The following is a 19,662-nucleotide window of genomic DNA, read 5'->3' on the forward strand; positions in this document are numbered from 1 at the left end:
TCTGGTTCCTTTATGCGATCAACGCCTGCTCTTTACACTATCCTCTATTCGTGCAAACGGCTGCTTTAACATCCAAATAACAGACCCCGTATTCTGCCCATTAGTTTCATACAACCCCAGCAGCATCTTTTGCTGCCCATGCTCCGGTAGCTTTCTATAGCTGGAAAACAGCCTATCCCAACAACTCAGGTTAAATCCAAAATTGCTATCTTGCTCTCTGCGAATAACGGAATGATGAATCCTGTGCATATCAGGCGTAACCACAAAGTATCTTAGTGCTCGATCCAATCTCAACGGCAAATTAATATTTGCATGATTGAACATGGCCATGCCGTTAAGCAGTAGGGCAAATAAAATAATGGCCTCGACCGGTATCCCGAAGATCCACACCACTGTCGATTTAATACCTAGGGAAAAAATGATTTCCAGCGGATGGAACCGCAACGCAGTTGTCACATCGACGTCTACGTCAGCATGATGCACTTTATGCAAACGCCACAACACTGGAACCACATGCATTAGCCGGTGCTGCCAATAAATGGCTAAATCCAACACCAAAATGCTTAGCCCAAAAATAGCCCACTCTGAAATGGCTAGCCAATTGAAGATGCCTATTCCTTTCTGCGCCACCAAAGCCGCAATACTAGTAGGTACTATCCAGGGTAATGCAAAGCGTATAACCAACAAATTACTTAATTGTAAAAGCCCATTCCCGACCCAGCGGGTATGGCGCTTTTGTACACGACCTTTACGCGGAATCACAAACTCCGCTAGCACCAGCAAGACCAACAAACCGAACGTAACGCCTAGCCTAATAACAACCTCATTCGCTAACCACTGCTCGCTCACGGATTAATGCCTCGGATTAAATACGGGTACTTTTGCTATAGATCGCAACATGGTAGCCTAGCCCTCATATTTTGTCTTTGTTATAAAGGGAAGCTAAGGTGCCTCTTAATACATCCAATAAAGCATTTCCAAACACCCGCATGCGGCGTATGCGCGCCAATGACTTTTCCCGGCGCTTAATGCGTGAAAATGAACTAACGGTGAACGACCTTATTTTCCCTGTCTTTGTTAAAGAAGGTCAGGCTGAACGCGAGCCTATCGCCACCATGCCGGGTCAATTACGGTTTTCAGTAGACGAGTTGGTAAAAGAAGCGCGCGAACTAGTTACCTTGGGAATTCCAGCCATCGCAATTTTCCCAAATATTCCACAAGCACAAAAAAGTGCTGACGGCGCGGAGGCATACAACCCAGATGGTCTAGTACAAAGAGCGATTAGAGAGGTAAAGGACGCCTGCCCAGAACTAGGCATTAGCACCGACATTGCCCTCGACCCCTACACCCTAGATGGACACGATGGCATTACGGACGACAGCGGATACGTGCTTAATGACGCTACTATTGATGTACTGATCAAACAGGCACTTTCGCACGCCGACGCAGGCGTCGATATTGTTGCACCGTCGGATATGATGGATGGCAGAATCGGCGAAATTCGCGATGCGCTCGAAGCGGAAAATCATTCGAATACCCGAATTCTGGCATACTCCGCAAAATATGCCTCAAAATATTACGGCCCCTACAAAGACGCCATCGGCTCCTCCAGCAACTTTGGTGGCAGTCACAAAAAGGGTTATCAGATGGATCCAGCCAACAGCAACGAAGCGCTTCACGAGACGGAGCTGGATATTGCCGAAGGCGCTGATATGGTGATGATTAAACCTGGTATGCCCTACCTGGATATTATTAGACGAATTAAAGATGAATTCGGTATGCCAACCCTTGTCTACCAGGTCAGCGGTGAGTATGCCATGCATATGGCTGCCTTTGAAAAAGGCTGGCTGGAGGAAGAGGCGGTGATTCTAGAGTCGCTCACCTGCTTTAAACGCGCTGGAGCAGACGCAATTTTTACCTATTTTGCAAAACGTGCCGCGCAAATCCTTAATCGCTAAAACCAGAGTCAGATGTCATCTAGCATCGCATAAATCAAACCTTCCTTAAGCGCCTGAGGGGAGGTTTTGAGGTATTGCAAATCCAACTCTTCGAACAGTGCTAGCGTAATCGCGACGCCCGCGATAAATATATCTGCTCTATCAGCACTTATGCCCTTGATATCCAGCTCATCAATAGGCCGCCCCGAACAAATATGGGAAACCAACCGCATTAACCCAGCTTTACTGATGCCTTTGGGGCACCATTCATTAGTGACTAATACCCTTTCGATGGAAGCAATAGTTCCTGAAGTCCCAATAGCCTGCTGCCATTGTCCTACGCGAATTTCCTCGGGGAGTAACCCTAAGGTCTGGCGCATGAGCCTAACCACACGTAGAAATTGTTGCTGGTCAGTCTTCTGCTCTGAAAAAAATCGCCGCGTGTAATCTACACAACCCAACGCAATACTCGCTTGCGCGATCACATCTGAGCCCTGTCCTACAGCCAATTCGGTACTACCGCCGCCAATATCCATCACCAAGCTCACCAATTCAGGTTGATCCACTGACGCAATAGCACCCCGATAAATCAATTTTGCTTCTTCCTCACCAGAAATAATTTGTACCGGCGCGCCTAACAAGCCGGCGGCATTATCAACAAACTGTTTCCTGTTCACTGCTCGCCGCAACGCATCAGTCCCTACTATTCTAATATTAGAGCACTCAATACCGACCAAGTGTTCAGCAAATCCCCGTAAACACTGATAAGCCCGATGCAACACTGTTTCCTGCAAATTAGAATTAACATCCAGCCCGGCTGCCAGTTGAATTTTTTCACGGAACCGCGCAATTTCAACAATCCGCCCGCCCAACACTTCAACTAAAAGCATTTGAAAACTATTGGAGCCGAGATCGATAACCGCCATCTGGCCAACGCTATTAATCTGAATACTTTGAGCGTTATTTCCCTGCATAATCAACCCTTGAAAATCAAAACTAGAAACACCACATTTAAGGATAGCAGAGAACTTTTGAATTACACCAAGGGATGATCAGGAGATTTTCACTTCAATCTTGGCCAAGACTGGTGATATAGTATCCCTCCTTGAAATCAGCAGGAACATGAAAATAATGAGTGAGATTAGCCAAATAAGCGACAGCTCCTTCGAACAGGACGTGCTGCAATCAGATACCCCGGTATTAGTGGATTATTGGGCCGAATGGTGCGGGCCATGTAAAATGGTCGCGCCAGTTTTAGAAGAGATCGCGAAAGAGTACAGCGGTCGCCTAAAAGTCTGCAAACTCAATATTGATGAGAATGAAGCCACTCCACCAAAATATGGCATACGCGGCATCCCGACACTGATGCTATTTAAAAATGGTAACGTTGAAGCGACCAAAGTAGGTGCACTATCCAAATCTCAATTAGCCGCCTTCATAGACAGCAATCTATAAGATTTTAGAACCCTCCGGCATACTCGGAGGGCATTCTATTTTAATTTTAGTAATGACTAGACGCGCTGCAAAATGAGTGTTATCTTTGCTTTTCAGGGAATTCTTCTTTGATCCCTTCTTTCATATCTCAATCCCAAACATTCACAACAAACTAAAATTAATCCCGCCGCGACGTAATGTCGACAGCACGAAAATTAGCATTATAACTCCTATGAATCTAACTGAATTAAAACAAAAGCCTGTCCCAGAACTACTAAAAATCGCCCAAGAAATCGGCCTAGACAACCTTGCCCGCTCCCGTAAACAGGATGTTATTTTTAGCATTCTTAAACGCCACGCGAAAAGTGGCGAAGATATTTTTGGGGATGGCATCTTAGAAATATTGCAGGATGGCTTTGGCTTCCTGCGCTCTGCCGACAGCTCCTATTTAGCCGGGCCAGATGATATTTACGTTTCACCCAGCCAAATACGACGTTTCAACCTGCGTACCGGCGATACAATTTCTGGCAAAATTCGACCACCGAAAGATGGCGAACGTTATTTCGCATTATTAAAAGTCAATGAAATTAATTTTGACCAGCCGGAAAACGCCAAGAATAAGATACTATTTGAAAACCTAACACCGCTCTTTCCAGATGAGCGTATGACGCTGGAACGAGGCAACGGTAGCACCGAAGATTTATCAGCCCGCGTTATCGATCTCGTCGCCCCTATCGGTAAAGGCCAACGAGGCCTGATTGTCTCGCCGCCCAAGGCAGGTAAGACACTAATGCTACAAAATATTGCGCAATCCATCGTGCATAACAGCCCCGATTGCCACCTGATTGTTCTGCTAATCGACGAACGTCCGGAAGAGGTTACCGACATGCAACGCTCGGTAAGAGGTGAAGTGGTTGCCAGTACCTTTGATGAACCACCTTCACGTCACGTTCAGGTCGCCGAAATGGTTATCGAGAAGGCCAAACGTCTGGTCGAACACAAAAAAGATGTCGTCATCCTACTAGATTCCATCACTCGCTTAGCTCGTGCTTACAATACGACTGTACCTTCTTCCGGCAAGGTCTTAACTGGCGGCGTGGACGCACATGCTCTGGAGCGCCCCAAGCGTTTCTTTGGCGCTGCTCGAAATATTGAAGAGGGCGGCAGTTTAACCATTATCGCGACTGCGCTGATCGATACTGGCTCCAAAATGGATGAAGTCATCTACGAAGAATTCAAAGGCACCGGTAATATGGAAATTCACTTGGATCGAAAAATTGCAGAAAAGCGCGTTTATCCTGCCATTAACATACGCCGCTCAGGCACTCGTCGTGAAGAATTGCTCACCACGGAAGATGAATTACAGAAAATGTGGATTCTACGTAAACTGCTTAACTCGATGGAAGATTCGCCAGCCATGGAATTTCTATTAGATAAACTGAAGGACTTTAAAACTAACGACGAGTTCTTCTTATCTATGAAGCGCGGTTAGTTTAAATCGGTTTTTCGATAAAACCTTTTACCTCGTATGCAATACAAAGACCTTCGTGAGTTTATTGATGCTCTTGAAAAACAGGGTCTGCTTGTTCGTGTCAAAGCCGAGGTTGACCCTTATCTTGAAATAACCGAGATCTGTGATCGCACCTTGCGTTCGCAAGGCCCCGCATTACTCTTTGAAAACCCTAAAGGTTCAAGCATTCCAATCCTGGCGAATCTTTTCGGCACCACGGCTCGGGTGGCGCTCGGTATGGGCCAGGACAGCACCGATTCCCTGCGAGAAGTGGGCAAGCTATTGGCATTTTTGAAAGAGCCAGACCCACCCAAGGGAGTAAAAGACGCTTGGTCGAAGCTGCCTATTTTCAAACAAGTAATGAATATGGCACCCAAAGTCGTTGACCGAGCGCCCTGCCAGGAAAATATCCTCAGCCAGGAACAGGTTGACTTGAGCGTACTCCCCATTCAAACCTGCTGGCCAGAAGATGTATCGCCTCTTATTACCTGGCCGCTCGTCATCACGCAGGGGCCGAATAAGGAAAGACAAAACCTCGGCATCTACAGACAACAACTGGTCGGTAAAAACAAATTAATCATGCGCTGGCTCGCCCATCGTGGTGGCGCGCTTGATTTCAAGGAATGGCAGCAAACCAATCCCAATCAGCCATTTCCTATCGCAGTCGCTCTGGGCGCCGACCCGGCAACGACGTTGGGCGCGGTAACGCCAATTCCAGACACACTCTCAGAATATGCCTTTGCCGGGTTATTACGAGGCCATAAAACAGAGCTGGTTAAGTGCATCAGCAACGACTTATTGGTTCCCGCGCACGCTGAGATCATTCTAGAGGGCTATATTGCTGCCGGTGAAAATGCAGAGGAAGGGCCTTTTGGTGATCACACCGGCTACTATAACGAGGTTGAGCAATTCCCCGTTTTCACAGTTACCCATATCACTCATCGCAACAATCCTATTTACCACAGCACCTATACTGGCAGGCCGCCAGACGAACCCGCCATTTTAGGTGTTGCTCTGAACGAAGTTTTTGTACCCATCCTACAAAAACAATTCCCCGAAATAGTGGATTTCTATCTACCGCCTGAAGGTTGTTCCTACCGTCTGGCCGTTGTATCCATCAGAAAACAGTATGCCGGACACGCTAAGCGTATCATGATGGGAGTTTGGTCATTTTTGCGTCAGTTTATGTATACAAAATTTGTTATCGTCACCGATGAGGATATCAATGTGCGTGATTGGCAGGATGTTATCTGGGCCATGACAACCCGTATGGACCCAGCACGCGATACCTGTATTATCGAAAATACTCCGATTGACTACTTAGACTTCGCTTCGCCCGTAGCAGGTTTAGGCTCAAAAATTGGTTTTGATGCGACCAGTAAGCTCTCTGGAGAAACCAGTCGCGAATGGGGACGACCCATTAAAATGAATACTGTAGTAAAAGATAAAATTGATACTATTTGGAATGATCTAGGCATCGATTGATCAAAAGATTTGCACCACCCATTTGTGATTAAGAGAGACGAATGCGCCATAATTGCCTCGTTAAATCCTGCACTGCGGCTAACTCGAATATTTACTGTATCGAGCTTGAACCTGAAAACCCCAGTCAGGTAAGTTTTGCCGCAGGCCAATATTTGCAGATACTACTGCCTGAAGGAGAAGCCAGTGCCTTTTCCATCGCCAGCTCACCACGTGAGACTGACCGGCTTGAGCTTAATATCCTACAAGTACCTGAACAAAAGTCTTCACAACAACTATTCGCACTGTTGCGCAGAGGCCAATTTATCTCTGTCGAGCTACCTCTGGGGGATTGCTACCTACCGGACGACCTCAAGTTACACCCAACTGTCCCCATTATCTTAGTGGCTGCCGGGACTGGCTTTGCGCAAATGAAAAGTATGTTGCACGAAATATTTTCCCGCCAACTGCCTAACCCCGTACATCTGTATTGGGGCAATCGACAAGCTTCTGGGTTCTATCATCTTGATCAGTTAAAGGAGTGGCATAGCGCCCACCCCAACTTTTTTTATCATTTGGTGGTCAGCGATGCACAGGAAAGCTGTCAGTGGCTAGGCCGCGAGGGACTGCTTTATCAAACCATTCATCAGGACTTCGAAAGCCTTGAGGAATGTCGACTTTGCATCAGCGGCTCACCCACCATGGTCTATGCAACCCTGGATGAACTCGCCAAGCATGGCCTCAGAGAAGAGCATACTTATTCAGATGTGTTTAGCTATGCGCCTCGAAATACTGGCGATTAGCCGCTAGCCAACGCCCTGCGAAAGCGGTGTCTGCTTGCTGGGCATAGGCAGCTGTGGCAAGTTCTGACGGGTCAATTCAACACTCTGTTGCAAATATCTACTACTACCCTGTTCATCTCCCAGGCAGCCGAGTAATCTTCCTAACTCCGCACAAGCTTCAACGCTATTTCTCAGTTTAATACTGCTGATAAAATATTCTCTTGCTTTGCCCCAGAGTTTATTGCGCAAACTCAATCGTCCCAACGCCAGCATCAATACCGAACTATTGTTCCGCTCTTGTAACCAGCGCTCAGCAGTCAGCAATTGATGCTTAATATCTTCTCCCTGCACCAGTCCAAATTGCTCCACTAACTTTTCACTCCAGTGATGGTTAATGGACTCAATCAATGCTTGCACAGCCAATTCAGCTTTACCTAATTTTGTTAAGTGCTGGGTATAGGCCAGGGTAATTAACTCATCACGCCGAACCTTGGATGGAATTTGATTCCAGACCATGACTACTCGTGCGGCTTGGGTTTGTGTTTTTCCGCTTTCAGACTGACCCTTCGCCGCCCGTTCCAACTGAAACAATGCTGTCTTCTTCTCAATTTCATCTAACTCTGCCAGTGGCGCCACTTTGAGTTTTCGCATCACTGGCATTAGCTGACTTAAAGCCTCCCAATCTTCCAGCGCCACATAAACTTCCTGGAGACGTTTACATAGGTATTTATGCTTTGGCTGTTCTTTACGTAATCTTAATATTGTTGCCAGCGCCTGTTCGTATTGCTTACGCTGAATCTGCACATCTAACTTGGCCATCTCAATAGCCGTATTCATACCCGGTGCAACATGATTCGCTTTCCGTAAGTAAACCTCACAAGCGGGGTAATCCTCATTCTTAGCCGCAGCTTGAGTTGCTGCCAGATAAGCCAGTAAGGGCGTATCTGATTTTGCAGCGGCCTGCTCAAATTTTTTCTGTGCTTCAGCCCAATTACCTTCCAGATAGGCAGTCACACCGGCATTCGTTTTCGATAGTGATCGCTTATGGCCAAAATTATGCTTCCAGCGCCTTGCCGTATCACCGCTGGTTAGCAGTTTGCCAACGAGCCACACCAATATATAAACCAATATTACCGCAACAACGATCAGCAACAGACCAACCCAAAGACTCATTTCTATGCTGGTATCTTGATAGGCTATCAATAGATAACCTGCATCCAAGCTCATTTTCCCGGCCACCCAAACACCAGCGATTAAGACCAACAGAATCAGCACCAGTAATTTTTTCATGGCGTCTCCCTGCCGCTCTTGTTCTCATTCGAATACTCAGCTTCCATCTGCGATTCAGGGTTAGATAAATAGTCTTTGAGTAGCTCTAAAGATTTTGAAATGTTTGGCAACTGCGGCGCAATTTGTAATCGCTTTAAATCGGCGAGACTTTCCAACAGGGCACCACTTGAGGCATTTAGTTCAAAATAGTCCTGCACCCATTGTTCAGCCTTCTTTAAACTTTGCGCAAAAAGTAAGGGTTTTCGTTGCAAAAGCGCAAGCTGTGCCTGCTCAAGCATTAAGCGCAAATTTTGCTGCACATAATAATGTTGCTCCGGTGGCAACAGAGGTGCCACCGGCTGCCCCCTGTGGCGAACGGTTACCAATTTTTCCAGTCGCGTTACTGCTTTCTGAAAGCTAGTGATGGCAGCAACTTCTTCATTGTCTGCGTCAGGTCTTGAGTGCGGTGATAGCAAGGGTAATGCTACCAGCTGGTCCGATAATGCCGCCAAGGCCAAAAAAGCACCCTCCACATCGACTCCGCCGGTAGCTCTTAACGCTGCCATTTCTTTAGCAATTTCAGCGCGAACCCGATACAGATTGACATCGTCAACATCCTGTAGAATCTGATCTGCCGACCCCAAGAGGGCTAAAGCACTAGTGCTTTCGTGTTCCATAATTAATCGTTGATTCGCCAATCTCAGCAGATATTCAGCCTCTGCCAACATCCAGCTTTTGCGGCTAACATGAGTAATCTCACCTATTTGTCGGCGAGAATCAGCGATCCTAGCGCGTAATTCAGCAATGGCGTTTTCCTGATCGACTAGCTGACTACGATAATCCGCCAGACTGGATTCAAGTCTTGTCGACTGACTTTGCATCTGACTTTGTATTTTATCTTCCAGGTTTTCAAGGTAACTCTGCTCGCTTTGTTTGACCTGGGCTTGGCTTGTCAGCCGGAATTGCTCCAGTTGCCAATAGGTGTAGCCTGCAGCAGCCACAGCGAAGAGGGCAACAAACAGCGCCAACCAAACAGGGCCTCGACTTATTTTTTTTACTGGTGACCCGCTCGCAGCAGGATTACTAAGCAACGGCGGCTCCTTTGCTCGAGACTCGACGTTCTGTGTCTGAATTTTAGGTTTCGCATCTACCCCGGCAGATGCCGTCTCTAGCTTTGAGTCTTTATCTTCCGTCATAGTTAATTAGTTCAAAGATTTCCTGATTCACTAAACGCAGCTATGATTGCTTCATCTGAGGCACCAGTTGCCATTACTAGGTTGTGGTAACCTAAACGCTTCGCAGCCTGTGCGATACGATCACTTGCGACCACTAAATTTACGCTCTTTAGATTCTCGTAGCAAGGTGAGAGCAACTCATCGAGGCTTTCCAATATCGCTACACTGGTCACTAATATAATATCCGGCCGGTGTTCGCCAAGCAGCGCCAGTATTTCTGTCTGCCCATATGTCACCTTTTCACGCTGATACAGGCATAAGCTCTCCACCGTAGCTCCACGCTTTTGTAGCGTTTGCGCTAAAAATTCACGCCCGCCTATCCCTTTCAGAATCAGCACGCGCTGAGCATCCAGGTGTTGTAACGAAGGCAGCGCAAGCAATGCCTCGCTATCGACCCCAGAATCTGACACCTGCGCAGCAATGCCAAACGCCGCCAGTGCTTTTGCCGTTGCGCCGCCCACGGCGTACCAAGTTGTATGTACGGGTAATTGTGGCCAGTATCGGTCTATCCATTGCATGCCAAGGTTTGCAGCATTAGTGCTCACCACGAAGATCGCCGCATAACTATCAAGGTTGATTATCTTTTGTTTATCCGCCGGACTCAGCGCAACCTCTTTTATGGCAATAGCGGGTAGCGCCATTGCGTTCGCACCTAACCGGCCCAGTTCTTTTAATAAATGCTGCGCCTGAGGTTCTGGCCGCGTCACCAGCACCGACTTTCCTTTAATATCAGCCATTATTATGCAGGCCTATGTCGGCCCGTTTTCACCATAGACTTTCTGTAGAATTTTATCCGCACCCTGAGCCAGCAAGTCTTTCCCAACCGCCGTTCCTAACTGCTCAGCGGAGGTAAAGGACGCTCTCCCTTCGGCTCGCAGCACGGTATCGCTATAGGGATCCGCAACTATGCCACGCAGATAAAGTTGCCGGTTAGGTTGCAATATGGCGTGTCCGGCAATAGGTACCTGACAACCCCCTTGAAGCGTAGCGTTCATGGCCCGTTCTGCGCCAACGCACCAAGCGGTATTGGTATGGTGTAAGGAGCCCAACAGGTTAGCCGTGTCTCTGTCGTTCGTGCGACACTCAACTCCTACAGCCCCCTGGCCGACTGCTGGCAAACTATTTTCAAGGGATAGCGATTGTGCGATGCGTTCGACCATCCCCAGGCGCTTCAACCCAGCAGACGCCAGGATGATAGCATCGTATTGCCCCTCATCTAACTTACGTAAGCGCGTGTTGACATTGCCACGCAAAAATTGAATCTCCAAATCGGGGCGCAAGGTTTTAATATGACATTGCCGTCGCAGACTTGAAGTGCCAACCACGGCATTGTTCGGTAAATCCTCTAAGCGTTGATACTTGTTCGACACGAAAGCATCCGTCGGATCCTCTCGCTCACATATTATCGCTAAACCCAGCCCTTCGGGGAATTCCATTGGCACATCCTTCATTGAATGCACCGCGATATCTGCCTGCCCCTCTAATATCGCCGTTTCTAATTCCTTAACGAACAAACCTTTGCCGCCCACTTTGGCTAAAGGTACATCCAGAATTTTATCCCCCTGCGTTTTAAGAATGACTAGCTCTACTTCGAGCTCAGAATGACGTTGTTCAAGTTGCTGTTTAACAAAATTTGCCTGCCACAGTGCCAGGTCACTCCCTCGCGTGGCGATACGTAATATTTTTTTACTCATGATATGTGATTAATTGGACGCTCTATAAAAAAGAGTTCTATGGTCGGCTATTCACCGAGGAATGTAAAGCAGGCGGCTAAAGGCTTTTAAGCACTTTTTTAACCTGTGGCAGATGTCGGCGACTTATCGTCAGCGGCCGCTCAACAGATTTCAGTTTAATGCTGCTTTGGCCCTGCTTAGCAATGATTAAGCGTTCAACATGATGAAGGGAGACCAGGCAGTTACGATGAATACGTAGCAGTCGTTGACCGAATTCCTGTTCTAGCTGCTTTAACGGCTCATCCAGCAGGATCTGACGCCCCTGATAATGGGCGGTAACATATTTTTGATCGGCGACGAAGTGGCTAATACCGTCCAACGCCATCAATTCAACGCCAACATGCGTTTTGGCTGATAGATGGGTACGGGCTTTTAACTTTTTTGGCAGCGCTTTAAGCTGGAGATTACTAATTCCTTTTGCTCTTTCCAGCGCCTTTAACAGCTGTTCTTTTCGCACTGGTTTGAGCACATACCCCACGGCCTGAACATCAAAGGCGTTAATTGCATACTCATCATAAGCGGTGCAAAAAACAATGGCCGGAGGCCGCGTCAATTGACTCAGATGTTGAGCGGCTTCAAGTCCATCCATGCCTGGCATGCGAATGTCCATGAGCAGAATATCCGGCTGATATTGCTGCACCAAGCTAATCGCCTGGTCGCCGTTAGCAGCTTCGGCAATCACCTCGTAATCCTTTTCACCCTCTAGCATTCGTCGCAAACGATCCCGTGCTAACACTTCATCATCGACTAAAATAATATTACTCACGCCGTTAGCCCTGTCGCATTGGATAGTTTAGTTGCGTCACAAAAATACCGTCGCTCAGGTGTGTATCCAAACGTGCTTCAGCACCGTAAAAAGCCTGCATGCGTCGACGGATATTATCCAGCGCGAGCTGATTGCCCGACTCCCTTACTGGCTGATCCACCCGACAGGGATTACTCACTGTAATTTGCAACGAGCCTGCTTGGTATTGAATGAGAACACCGATAACCCCTCCTTCCGGTAAAGGCTGAATACCATGATAAATGGCATTTTCAATTAATGGTTGTAACGTCAGTAATGGGATAGTCGCTGCGTCAGGATACGAGGCCACTTGCCAATTGACCTTTAGCCGCGAGCCTAATCTTAATTGTTCAATCCCCACATAGCGCTGACACAGCTCAATCTCTCGCTGCAACCGTACCGGCTGGTCTGCACCAGCCAAACTCGCTCGAAAAAGCTCCGACAAATCCTCCACCACCCGTTCGGCAGTCACCGGATCAGTCTCGATTAAACTGGCAATAATATTCATGCTATTAAAGAGAAAGTGTGGACGAATACGCGACTGTAGCGCCTGAACCCGTGCTTGTAACTCCGCTTGCTCCTGTCGCCGAAGACTCGCCTGCATATAGAGATAACGCAGCACCATTCCCGCCATGATGGCGCTAATAATGAGATTACGCAGTAGGTTGTAACCATCGATCTTAATTTGACCCTGAGTAAAACTTGCTCCCGCCATTATCCAATCTGCAATCAGCGTGGCCAGCGTCGTTACCACTAAAATTAAGCTATAAACAAGAGCCACCGTCTGCGGTAACCGCATCCGCTCTAACCGATTTTTTAAACCACAGAGTAATAGCGCGCTCAGCAGTGCTACCCATTGCACGAATAACGAAACCAGCGCCAAATAATCCCAAGAGAAGGCTTTAATGCCAGATGACGCTAGCACCATAGTAAGGACAAACAGTTCCGTCACCAGCACCAGCAAGAAAACAGCACGGCCCTGACAAAAATTGGGAAGAAAGGTATTATCAGCGCGCGCACTGACAAAGGGTTCGTCGCTCACTGTCAATTTGATATTTTTCAACATACTGTCCAGGGCGGTGATATAATTCGCGCAAATTTGAGTTAGTTGCCTCATTCACGCGAAGGCGCATTCAAGATTCGACCACCAAAAATTATTTGTCGATAGCACTTGTCTGTGAATGGTCATACAACTAATCCAGTCCTTAGCCACTAAATATAGTCCAGTTTTATATAATCCGACATGCCTAAACATCAAGAAGATATAAAGAATCAATCCTGGGGCGGGCGCTTTAGCGAAGCCACTGACGCGTTTGTCGAAGCCTTTACAGCTTCCGTGAGTTTTGATCAGCGCCTCTATCGACATGATATCCAAGGTTCGCTGGCCCATGCACGAATGCTGGAAAAGGTTGGTGTCCTGACTAAAGATGAGTGTCAGCAGATCCAAAATGGTCTCCATCAAGTACTGCAGGAAATTGAGGCCGGTCAGTTCAATTGGTCTGTTAGCCTGGAAGATGTCCACATGAATGTGGAGTCTCGATTGACCGCACTAATAGGCGCTACGGGGAAGAAACTGCATACAGGGCGGTCACGTAACGACCAGGTCGCCACCGACATGCGGCTCTATTTACGTGACGAAATCGACCTTATTGCCCAAGAATTACGCCGCTTACAACTGGGGTTACTTGATCTCGCTGAACGCGAGGCGACAACCATCATGCCCGGTTTTACCCACCTGCAAACAGCTCAACCCGTAACCTTTGGCCATCATCTGATGGCTTGGTTTGAAATGTTGGAGCGGGACTATGGCCGATTACAGGACTGCCGCAAGCGATTGAACGTGATGCCTCTGGGCGCGGCTGCGCTGGCTGGCACAACCTATCCGATTGATCGCGAATATACTGCAAAGTTACTGGGCTTTGATAAGCCTAGCGAAAATTCCTTAGATTCGGTCAGTGATAGGGACTTCGGCATTGAATTCTGCGCAGTTGGTAGTTTGATCATGACCCACCTCTCGCGCTTCTCCGAGGAGTTGGTACTCTGGACTTCCTCACAATTTAATTTTATCAATTTGCCCGACCGTTTTTGCACGGGTTCTTCCATCATGCCGCAGAAAAAAAATCCTGATGTACCCGAATTAGTCCGCGGGAAAAGCGGCCGCGTTAACGGTCATCTCGTCGCTTTGTTAACCCTGATGAAGTCGCAACCGCTGGCTTACAATAAAGATAACCAGGAAGACAAAGAGCCACTCTTTGATACTATTGATACTCTCAGAGGATGCTTGCGCGCCTATGCGGATATGGTGCCAGCCATCACGCCTAACAAAGAACAAATGCGTGAAGCCGCGATGCGTGGCTACTCAACCGCTACCGATTTGGCGGATTACGCTGTACGCAAGGGAATTCCCTTTCGCGACGCCCATGAAATTGTTGGCAAAGCCGTTGCCTACGGTATTGCTCAGAATAAAGACCTTTCCGAACTATCACTCGAAGAGTTACAGCAGTTTTCCAGTATTATCGAGCAAGATGTTTTCGATGTGCTTACTCTGGAAGGTTCCGTCAATGCACGCAATCATCTCGGCGGAACTGCTCCTGCTCAAGTCAAGGCAGCAATTCAACGCGCACGTTGTTTGATGACCAACTAAACAGCGTCGAACAGTCGAATAATAGTGCAAGGCGCAAAGATCTTTGTTTGTTATGAACACTCATTTCTGGGCCCTCCACTTTCACTGAGACAAGACTCATCTATTTGAATTTCCGAAGTATCCTTACTTTCTCTAGGAAATTTACACTTTTTTTACGGCAACTGTGGTTTTTGTGAATAGCTTTTTTATGAGTGTTAGATTGATCATATCCTCACTGCAGAGTGAGGTTTTATTAAATGATCATAGCGCCCCATCGATTCAAGTTTACAAGCAACAGAGTGAATACTGCGCTAACCCAGCCATCACGAAAACAGATCATTTTTAGAAATTCTGCTAACTATATTACTGAACGCCTATGTTTAACTGCATTGGATAGCTGTGGCGGGAAAGTCATCCAATGAAGATCATCATTTTGGGGGCGGGACAAGTCGGTAGTTCACTGGCAGGAACCCTCTCCAGTGAGTCGAACGATATTAATATCGTGGATATAGACTCGGTAAGGCTGGCAGAACTTGTTGATCGATTTGATATACGAACTGTTGTCGGTAATGCTTCGCATCCAAGCACTCTGCTACAGGCCGGCGCACAGGATGCGGACATGATCATTGCTGTCACTAGCAGTGACGAAATTAATATGGTTGCCTGTCAATTAGCAAGCACTCTGTTCCACACACCCACAAAAATTGGACGTGTCCGAGAGCACGATTATCTGGACTTCAAAGACCGACTCTTTTGCAATAAATCTATTCCCATCGACGTCCTCATTAGTCCTGAACAATTAGTTACCGACCACTTAACTCTGTTACTCAAACACCAGGGCGCCTTACAGATTCATAATTTCGCGAACGGTGCTGTACAGATGTTTTCAATCAATATAGCTCATGATTCCAGCCTGGTTGGTCAGGCTCCCTCCTGTCTGGCCGAATTGATACCGAATACTCCTGCACAGATAATCGGAGTTTTCCGTAATGGACAGCCAGTGTTATTAGCAAAGACACCCATTCTAGCAGTAGATGACGAGATATTTATCATCTCCACGAGCGCGGAAACCCAGAATATTATTCAACAACTATCTCGTACTGACCGCCCTTATAGAAAAGTGATGATTGCGGGTGGGGGTAATATTGGGGCACGCTTAGGGCTAGCCATTCAAAGCCAGTACCAAGTTAAAATTATTGAGCGCAATATCCATCGTTGTAACACTCTGGCCAAAACCCTGGAGGATACGATTATGATTCATGGCAGCGCTTCTGATAGCGAGTTATTGCTCAACGAAAATATTGATAGCATCGACTTTTTTTGTGCACTGACCGATAACGACGAAACAAATATTATGGCATCCATGCTCGCCAAACGTCTGGGAGCAAAAAAAGTAATGACGTTAATCAACAACCCCGCGTATGTTGATTTAGTCCAAGGTGGGATTATCGATATTGCCGTTTCACCACAGCAAACCACTGTCGGCTCCATCCTAGCGCATGTTCGGCGCGGGGACATGGTAAATGTCCATCCTTTACGACAAAACCCTATGGAGGCCGTGGAAGCCATTGCCCATGGAGAGAGTCATCATTCGAAGGTAGTGGGCCGAACCGTCGGTGCGATCAAACTGCCTCAAGAAGTGGTTATTGGCGCCATTGTGCGAGAAGGAAAAACCATAATGGCTCATCAAGAAACACAAATTCTGGATGGGGACCACGTTATCATGTTGCTCAACGACAAGAGACGTTTCCGAGAGGTTGAGCGTTTGTTTCAAGTAGGATTGACCTTTTTCGGCTAACGCGACGCATCCGACTTTGTGACGGTCAGTCCCTTGATAGCAGACAACCACCTTTACCAGAGGCAGAATCTGTTGTTTTTGATCATCCAATTATTAATTGTTGCGAGCATTAAATGAAACAATATTGACGAGTGACCCCTAACCATGCGTAAACTTTTCGGCCCAGTTCTCTACATCTGCGGCATTTTAACTCTCATCATGGCTGCCATGATGCTAGCGCCAACTATCTTTGCTTTTATTTATCATGATCCTGAGGCTCATGACTTCCTATTTTCCGCAATGCTGACCATCTTGCTGGGAGCATCGCTAGTCTGGTTTTTCAGAGTGCCGCAAATTGCACTTTCGGCCCGCCAGTTGTATCTTTTGACCAGTAGTAGCTGGCTGGTTTTATCCTTAACCGGCGCATTTCCTTTCATCTTCAGTCACCATCCGATGTCCATCACTAATGCCATTTTCGAGTCGGTATCGGGGATTACTACGACCGGTTCCACCGTCATGAGTGACTTAAAGAATGTGCCTCACGCTATCCTGCTGTGGCGATCACTGTTGCAGTGGCTTGGCGGTCTAGGGGTTATTGGCATGGCCGTCTCGGTACTGCCTTTTTTAAGAATCGGAGGTATGCGACTTTTTCAGACAGAGTCTTCAGACTGGTCTGAAAAAACCATGCCACGGTTTCAACAGTTTGCTAAGGCTGTTCTGACCATTTACATAGCGATTACTTTTCTTTGTTCTCTTTGCTACTGGCTTGCGGGGATGACGGTATTCGACGCCATTAATCATGCGATGACCACTGTTTCGACCGGCGGCTATGCCACCGATGATCTATCGATGGCGCGTTTCGATTCAAAAATACTCTTGATTTCAGTTATTTTTATGCTGCTTAGCGCGATGCCTTTTATGTTGTACGTTCGTATTTTAATCCAACGCTCAATGAAAAAATTTTTGGATCAACAGGTAGAGACGTTTCTAGCTATTATTATATTGGCTACGTTGATCCTTGCCGGACATTTGATCGCAAGCAAACATTTACCGGTTATGGATGCCATCACCCACTCAGCATTTAATATCGTGTCAATGATCACAACTACTGGCTATGCTTCTGCGGACTACACGCTTTGGGGCCATTTTAGTATTGCGCTATTTTTTTTAGCCACATTTGTCGGGGGGTGCTCCGGGTCAACGACGGGAGGAATGAAAATATTTCGTTTTCAACTTTCGTATCTGTACCTGAGGGATCAACTTCGAAAGCTCGTTCACCCCCGTGGCGTTTTTGCAATCCGCTACAACGGCAAAGTAGTGGAGAATGACATTATTGCGTCAGCAGCCGCCTTTTCCTTTATGTTCTTCGTCTCTCTAGGCGCCGTCACCCTACTATTAACGGCTCTTGGTCTTGATTTCCTGACGAGTATTACCGCAGCAGTTACTGCGCTTGCAAATGTCGGCCCTGGGCTTGGCGAGATTATTGGCCCTTCAGGTAATTTTGAACCGCTGCCTGATATCGCTAAATGGATACTTGCTGTTGCGATGATTTTGGGACGCCTGGAACTATTTACTGTTATCATACTTTTCTCACCAGTATTCTGGCGAGGGTAGCCAATACTATGAAATTGCATCGATCTCAGGATCAGCTACTAACATGGCTATTGCCCTGGCTGGTGCCCTTCCTTGCCACACTGGCAACATGGGCGCTTTCACCAATATTACCCAAAGCCAACTTCGCCATGATCTACCTGGCGGGAGTATTATTTACGGCAGTATCGACCCATGTTAAGCCTGCTCTAGTCTGTGCTTTGTTGAGCTTTCTGGCCTACAACTTTTTCTATACCGAACCACACTTCACTTTATTGATGATACACCGCGACGATGTATTGACTGGCGGCTTGCTGATTCTAGTGGCTATCGTCACTGGTCATCTCGCGGCAAGCTTGCGGGAAAAAGTGGTGGCGATGGAGGCGAATAAGCAGTGGCATCATAATCAGGTTGCGCTAGCGCGAGAGCTGTCAGTTGGTATTAGTAATCAGGATGTTGTTCAAACGCTAGCCGCTCAAATTGAAAGTAGTTTCCAATTCTTAACACAGTGTTTCTTGCAAGATGCAAATACTAAAGAATTTATTTTACTGAACAGTAAAGATTACTCTCGGCCATCAGCACCCTGTTTACCAAGCATAAATAATAGCAATAACAGCACCTTCCAACATCAGGGCAATCACGCCACAATTTTTTTTTACACCAACGGCAACTGCCATGCTTTTATTGAAGTCACTGCCAAAAAGGTATTCTCTTTGCTAGAACTCAGTCATTTAGAAAGCTTTGTTGGAATGGCACACTTAGCTTGGGATCGGGTTCAGCTTAGCGACTCGTTACGACAAGAGATCGTAAAAAAGGAACGAGAGCAATTACGTTCCGCCTTATTATCCTCCGTGTCCCACGACCTGAAAACACCGCTGGCCATCATGATAGGGTCCGTGTCTAGTTTAATCGACCTGCATGATGACCTTGACAAAGAACAACGAGACGAACTGGCGAGAAACACCTTAAGCGAGGCACAGCGGTTGGATCGCCACATCCAGAAACTACTGGATATGGCCCGACTTGGCCATGGCGAGCTAACTTTGGATCGGGATTGGATCGGCCTGGAAGATATTGTCAGTGTGGTTATTAAACGCAGCAAATCTATGCTCGACAACGTTCACATAGATATCCATTTAGAGCCGAATTTACCCTTGGTTTATGTCCATCCGGCGCTGATTGAACAAGCGCTATTTAACGTTCTGGAAAACGCCATTCGCTTTGCGCCAAGCGAATCTGTGATCAAAATTAATGGCTATAAAAGCGCGCATCAATTGCATATTGACATACATGACCAGGGGCCAGGTATTCCTCCAGAATCCTGGAACAATATTTTTGATATGTTTTATACCCTTTCGTATGGTGATCGATACCCGTCAGGAACGGGAGTCGGACTGGCAATTTCTCAAGGTATTTTAAAAGCACACAGAGGCACTGCACAGGTAATACAGAGCACTCCTGAAGCAGGCACAACCATTAGGGTGGTTATTCCTCTACCTGAAGATCACCAGACTATCCAGGCTTGAA

Annotated in this window: 17 protein-coding genes; 9 read left to right on the forward strand and 8 right to left on the reverse strand. The window is 47.1% G+C overall.

Going from position 1 to position 19,662, the window contains the following annotated elements; translation table 11 throughout:
• Positions 1-18: 18 nt before the first annotated feature.
• Positions 19-849 (reverse strand): sterol desaturase family protein, encoded by an 831-nt coding sequence (locus H6995_14780; protein ID MCP5216263.1) that lies wholly within the window; start codon positions 847-849, stop codon positions 19-21.
• Positions 850-989: 140 nt separating this feature from the next.
• Between H6995_14780 and hemB the strand changes: the two genes are divergently transcribed.
• The gene (gene hemB, locus H6995_14785) at positions 990-1,958 is read left to right on the forward strand and encodes a porphobilinogen synthase (protein MCP5216264.1); all 969 of its coding nucleotides are present in this window, start codon (positions 990-992) and stop codon (positions 1,956-1,958) included.
• A gap of 8 nt (positions 1,959-1,966) precedes the next feature.
• On the opposite strand, the gene H6995_14790 is transcribed toward hemB, so the two are convergent.
• Positions 1,967-2,911 carry a hypothetical protein gene (locus tag H6995_14790; protein MCP5216265.1) on the reverse strand — a complete coding sequence of 315 codons (945 nt, stop codon included), beginning with the start codon at positions 2,909-2,911 and terminating at the stop codon, positions 1,967-1,969.
• 157 nt (positions 2,912-3,068) lie between these two features.
• Between H6995_14790 and trxA the strand changes: the two genes are divergently transcribed.
• From trxA to H6995_14810, 4 genes are all read left to right on the forward strand, one after another.
• Complete coding sequence (gene trxA / locus H6995_14795; protein MCP5216266.1) at positions 3,069-3,392, forward strand: thioredoxin TrxA; 324 nt, start codon at positions 3,069-3,071, stop codon at positions 3,390-3,392.
• A gap of 211 nt (positions 3,393-3,603) precedes the next feature.
• Entirely contained in the window at positions 3,604-4,863 is a 1,260-nt protein-coding gene (gene rho / locus H6995_14800; protein MCP5216267.1) for a transcription termination factor Rho, read from the forward strand.
• 36 nt (positions 4,864-4,899) lie between these two features.
• On the forward strand, positions 4,900-6,366 hold the full coding sequence (gene ubiD, locus H6995_14805; protein ID MCP5216268.1) for a 4-hydroxy-3-polyprenylbenzoate decarboxylase: 1,467 nt from the start codon (positions 4,900-4,902) through the stop codon (positions 6,364-6,366).
• 41 nt (positions 6,367-6,407) lie between these two features.
• The gene (locus H6995_14810) at positions 6,408-7,145 is read left to right on the forward strand and encodes an NAD(P)H-flavin reductase (protein ID MCP5216269.1); all 738 of its coding nucleotides are present in this window, start codon (positions 6,408-6,410) and stop codon (positions 7,143-7,145) included.
• Positions 7,146-7,148: 3 nt separating this feature from the next.
• Here H6995_14810 and H6995_14815 read toward each other — a convergent pair whose 3' ends face one another.
• The 6 genes from H6995_14815 to H6995_14840 all read right to left on the reverse strand — a co-directional run bounded on the left by H6995_14815 (position 7,149) and on the right by H6995_14840 (position 13,211).
• The gene (locus tag H6995_14815) at positions 7,149-8,414 is read right to left on the reverse strand and encodes a heme biosynthesis protein HemY (protein ID MCP5216270.1); all 1,266 of its coding nucleotides are present in this window, start codon (positions 8,412-8,414) and stop codon (positions 7,149-7,151) included.
• Entirely contained in the window at positions 8,411-9,589 is a 1,179-nt protein-coding gene (locus H6995_14820) for a uroporphyrinogen-III C-methyltransferase (GenBank protein ID MCP5216271.1), read from the reverse strand. Before H6995_14820 ends, H6995_14815 begins: the two co-directional genes overlap by 4 nt.
• A gap of 11 nt (positions 9,590-9,600) precedes the next feature.
• On the reverse strand, positions 9,601-10,365 hold the full coding sequence (locus H6995_14825; GenBank protein ID MCP5216272.1) for a uroporphyrinogen-III synthase: 765 nt from the start codon (positions 10,363-10,365) through the stop codon (positions 9,601-9,603).
• Between the two features lie 12 nt (positions 10,366-10,377).
• Positions 10,378-11,322 carry a hydroxymethylbilane synthase gene (hemC, locus tag H6995_14830; GenBank protein ID MCP5216273.1) on the reverse strand — a complete coding sequence of 315 codons (945 nt, stop codon included), beginning with the start codon at positions 11,320-11,322 and terminating at the stop codon, positions 10,378-10,380.
• Positions 11,323-11,398: 76 nt separating this feature from the next.
• Positions 11,399-12,118, reverse strand: coding sequence for a response regulator transcription factor (locus H6995_14835; protein ID MCP5216274.1), 720 nt, complete (start codon positions 12,116-12,118; stop codon positions 11,399-11,401).
• Positions 12,119-12,131: 13 nt separating this feature from the next.
• The gene (locus H6995_14840) at positions 12,132-13,211 is read right to left on the reverse strand and encodes a sensor histidine kinase (protein MCP5216275.1); all 1,080 of its coding nucleotides are present in this window, start codon (positions 13,209-13,211) and stop codon (positions 12,132-12,134) included.
• A 177-nt stretch (positions 13,212-13,388) separates the two neighbouring features.
• Between H6995_14840 and argH the strand changes: the two genes are divergently transcribed.
• From argH to H6995_14860, 4 genes are all read left to right on the forward strand, one after another.
• Entirely contained in the window at positions 13,389-14,789 is a 1,401-nt protein-coding gene (gene argH, locus H6995_14845; GenBank protein ID MCP5216276.1) for an argininosuccinate lyase, read from the forward strand.
• 397 nt (positions 14,790-15,186) lie between these two features.
• A complete protein-coding gene (gene trkA / locus H6995_14850) occupies positions 15,187-16,566 on the forward strand; it encodes a Trk system potassium transporter TrkA (protein MCP5216277.1) in 1,380 nt (459 codons plus the stop codon).
• A 144-nt stretch (positions 16,567-16,710) separates the two neighbouring features.
• Entirely contained in the window at positions 16,711-18,159 is a 1,449-nt protein-coding gene (locus H6995_14855) for a TrkH family potassium uptake protein (protein ID MCP5216278.1), read from the forward strand.
• Positions 18,160-18,167: 8 nt separating this feature from the next.
• Positions 18,168-19,661 (forward strand): DUF4118 domain-containing protein, encoded by a 1,494-nt coding sequence (locus tag H6995_14860; protein ID MCP5216279.1) that lies wholly within the window; start codon positions 18,168-18,170, stop codon positions 19,659-19,661.
• Position 19,662 lies beyond the last annotated feature (1 nt).

The sequence above is a fragment of the Pseudomonadales bacterium genome, from assembly GCA_024234615.1.
Classification (GTDB): Bacteria; Pseudomonadota; Gammaproteobacteria; order Pseudomonadales; family IMCC2047; genus JAJFKB01.

Excerpts from the sequence above, each read along its gene's own strand:
- hemB (MCP5216264.1), top strand. The coding sequence starts at position 990 with ATGCGGCGTATGCGCGCCAATGACTTTTCCCGGCGCTTAATGCGTGAA.
- H6995_14790 (MCP5216265.1), bottom strand. The coding sequence starts at position 2,911 with ATGCAGGGAAATAACGCTCAAAGTATTCAGATTAATAGCGTTGGCCAG.
- trxA (MCP5216266.1), top strand. The coding sequence starts at position 3,069 with ATGAGTGAGATTAGCCAAATAAGCGACAGCTCCTTCGAACAGGACGTG.
- rho (MCP5216267.1), top strand. The coding sequence starts at position 3,604 with ATGAATCTAACTGAATTAAAACAAAAGCCTGTCCCAGAACTACTAAAA.
- ubiD (MCP5216268.1), top strand. The coding sequence starts at position 4,900 with ATGCAATACAAAGACCTTCGTGAGTTTATTGATGCTCTTGAAAAACAG.
- H6995_14810 (MCP5216269.1), top strand. The coding sequence starts at position 6,408 with ATGCGCCATAATTGCCTCGTTAAATCCTGCACTGCGGCTAACTCGAAT.
- H6995_14815 (MCP5216270.1), bottom strand. The coding sequence starts at position 8,414 with ATGAAAAAATTACTGGTGCTGATTCTGTTGGTCTTAATCGCTGGTGTT.
- H6995_14820 (MCP5216271.1), bottom strand. The coding sequence starts at position 9,589 with ATGACGGAAGATAAAGACTCAAAGCTAGAGACGGCATCTGCCGGGGTA.
- H6995_14825 (MCP5216272.1), bottom strand. The coding sequence starts at position 10,365 with ATGGCTGATATTAAAGGAAAGTCGGTGCTGGTGACGCGGCCAGAACCT.
- hemC (MCP5216273.1), bottom strand. The coding sequence starts at position 11,322 with ATGAGTAAAAAAATATTACGTATCGCCACGCGAGGGAGTGACCTGGCA.
- H6995_14840 (MCP5216275.1), bottom strand. The coding sequence starts at position 13,211 with ATGTTGAAAAATATCAAATTGACAGTGAGCGACGAACCCTTTGTCAGT.
- argH (MCP5216276.1), top strand. The coding sequence starts at position 13,389 with ATGCCTAAACATCAAGAAGATATAAAGAATCAATCCTGGGGCGGGCGC.
- trkA (MCP5216277.1), top strand. The coding sequence starts at position 15,187 with ATGAAGATCATCATTTTGGGGGCGGGACAAGTCGGTAGTTCACTGGCA.
- H6995_14855 (MCP5216278.1), top strand. The coding sequence starts at position 16,711 with ATGCGTAAACTTTTCGGCCCAGTTCTCTACATCTGCGGCATTTTAACT.
- H6995_14860 (MCP5216279.1), top strand. The coding sequence starts at position 18,168 with ATGAAATTGCATCGATCTCAGGATCAGCTACTAACATGGCTATTGCCC.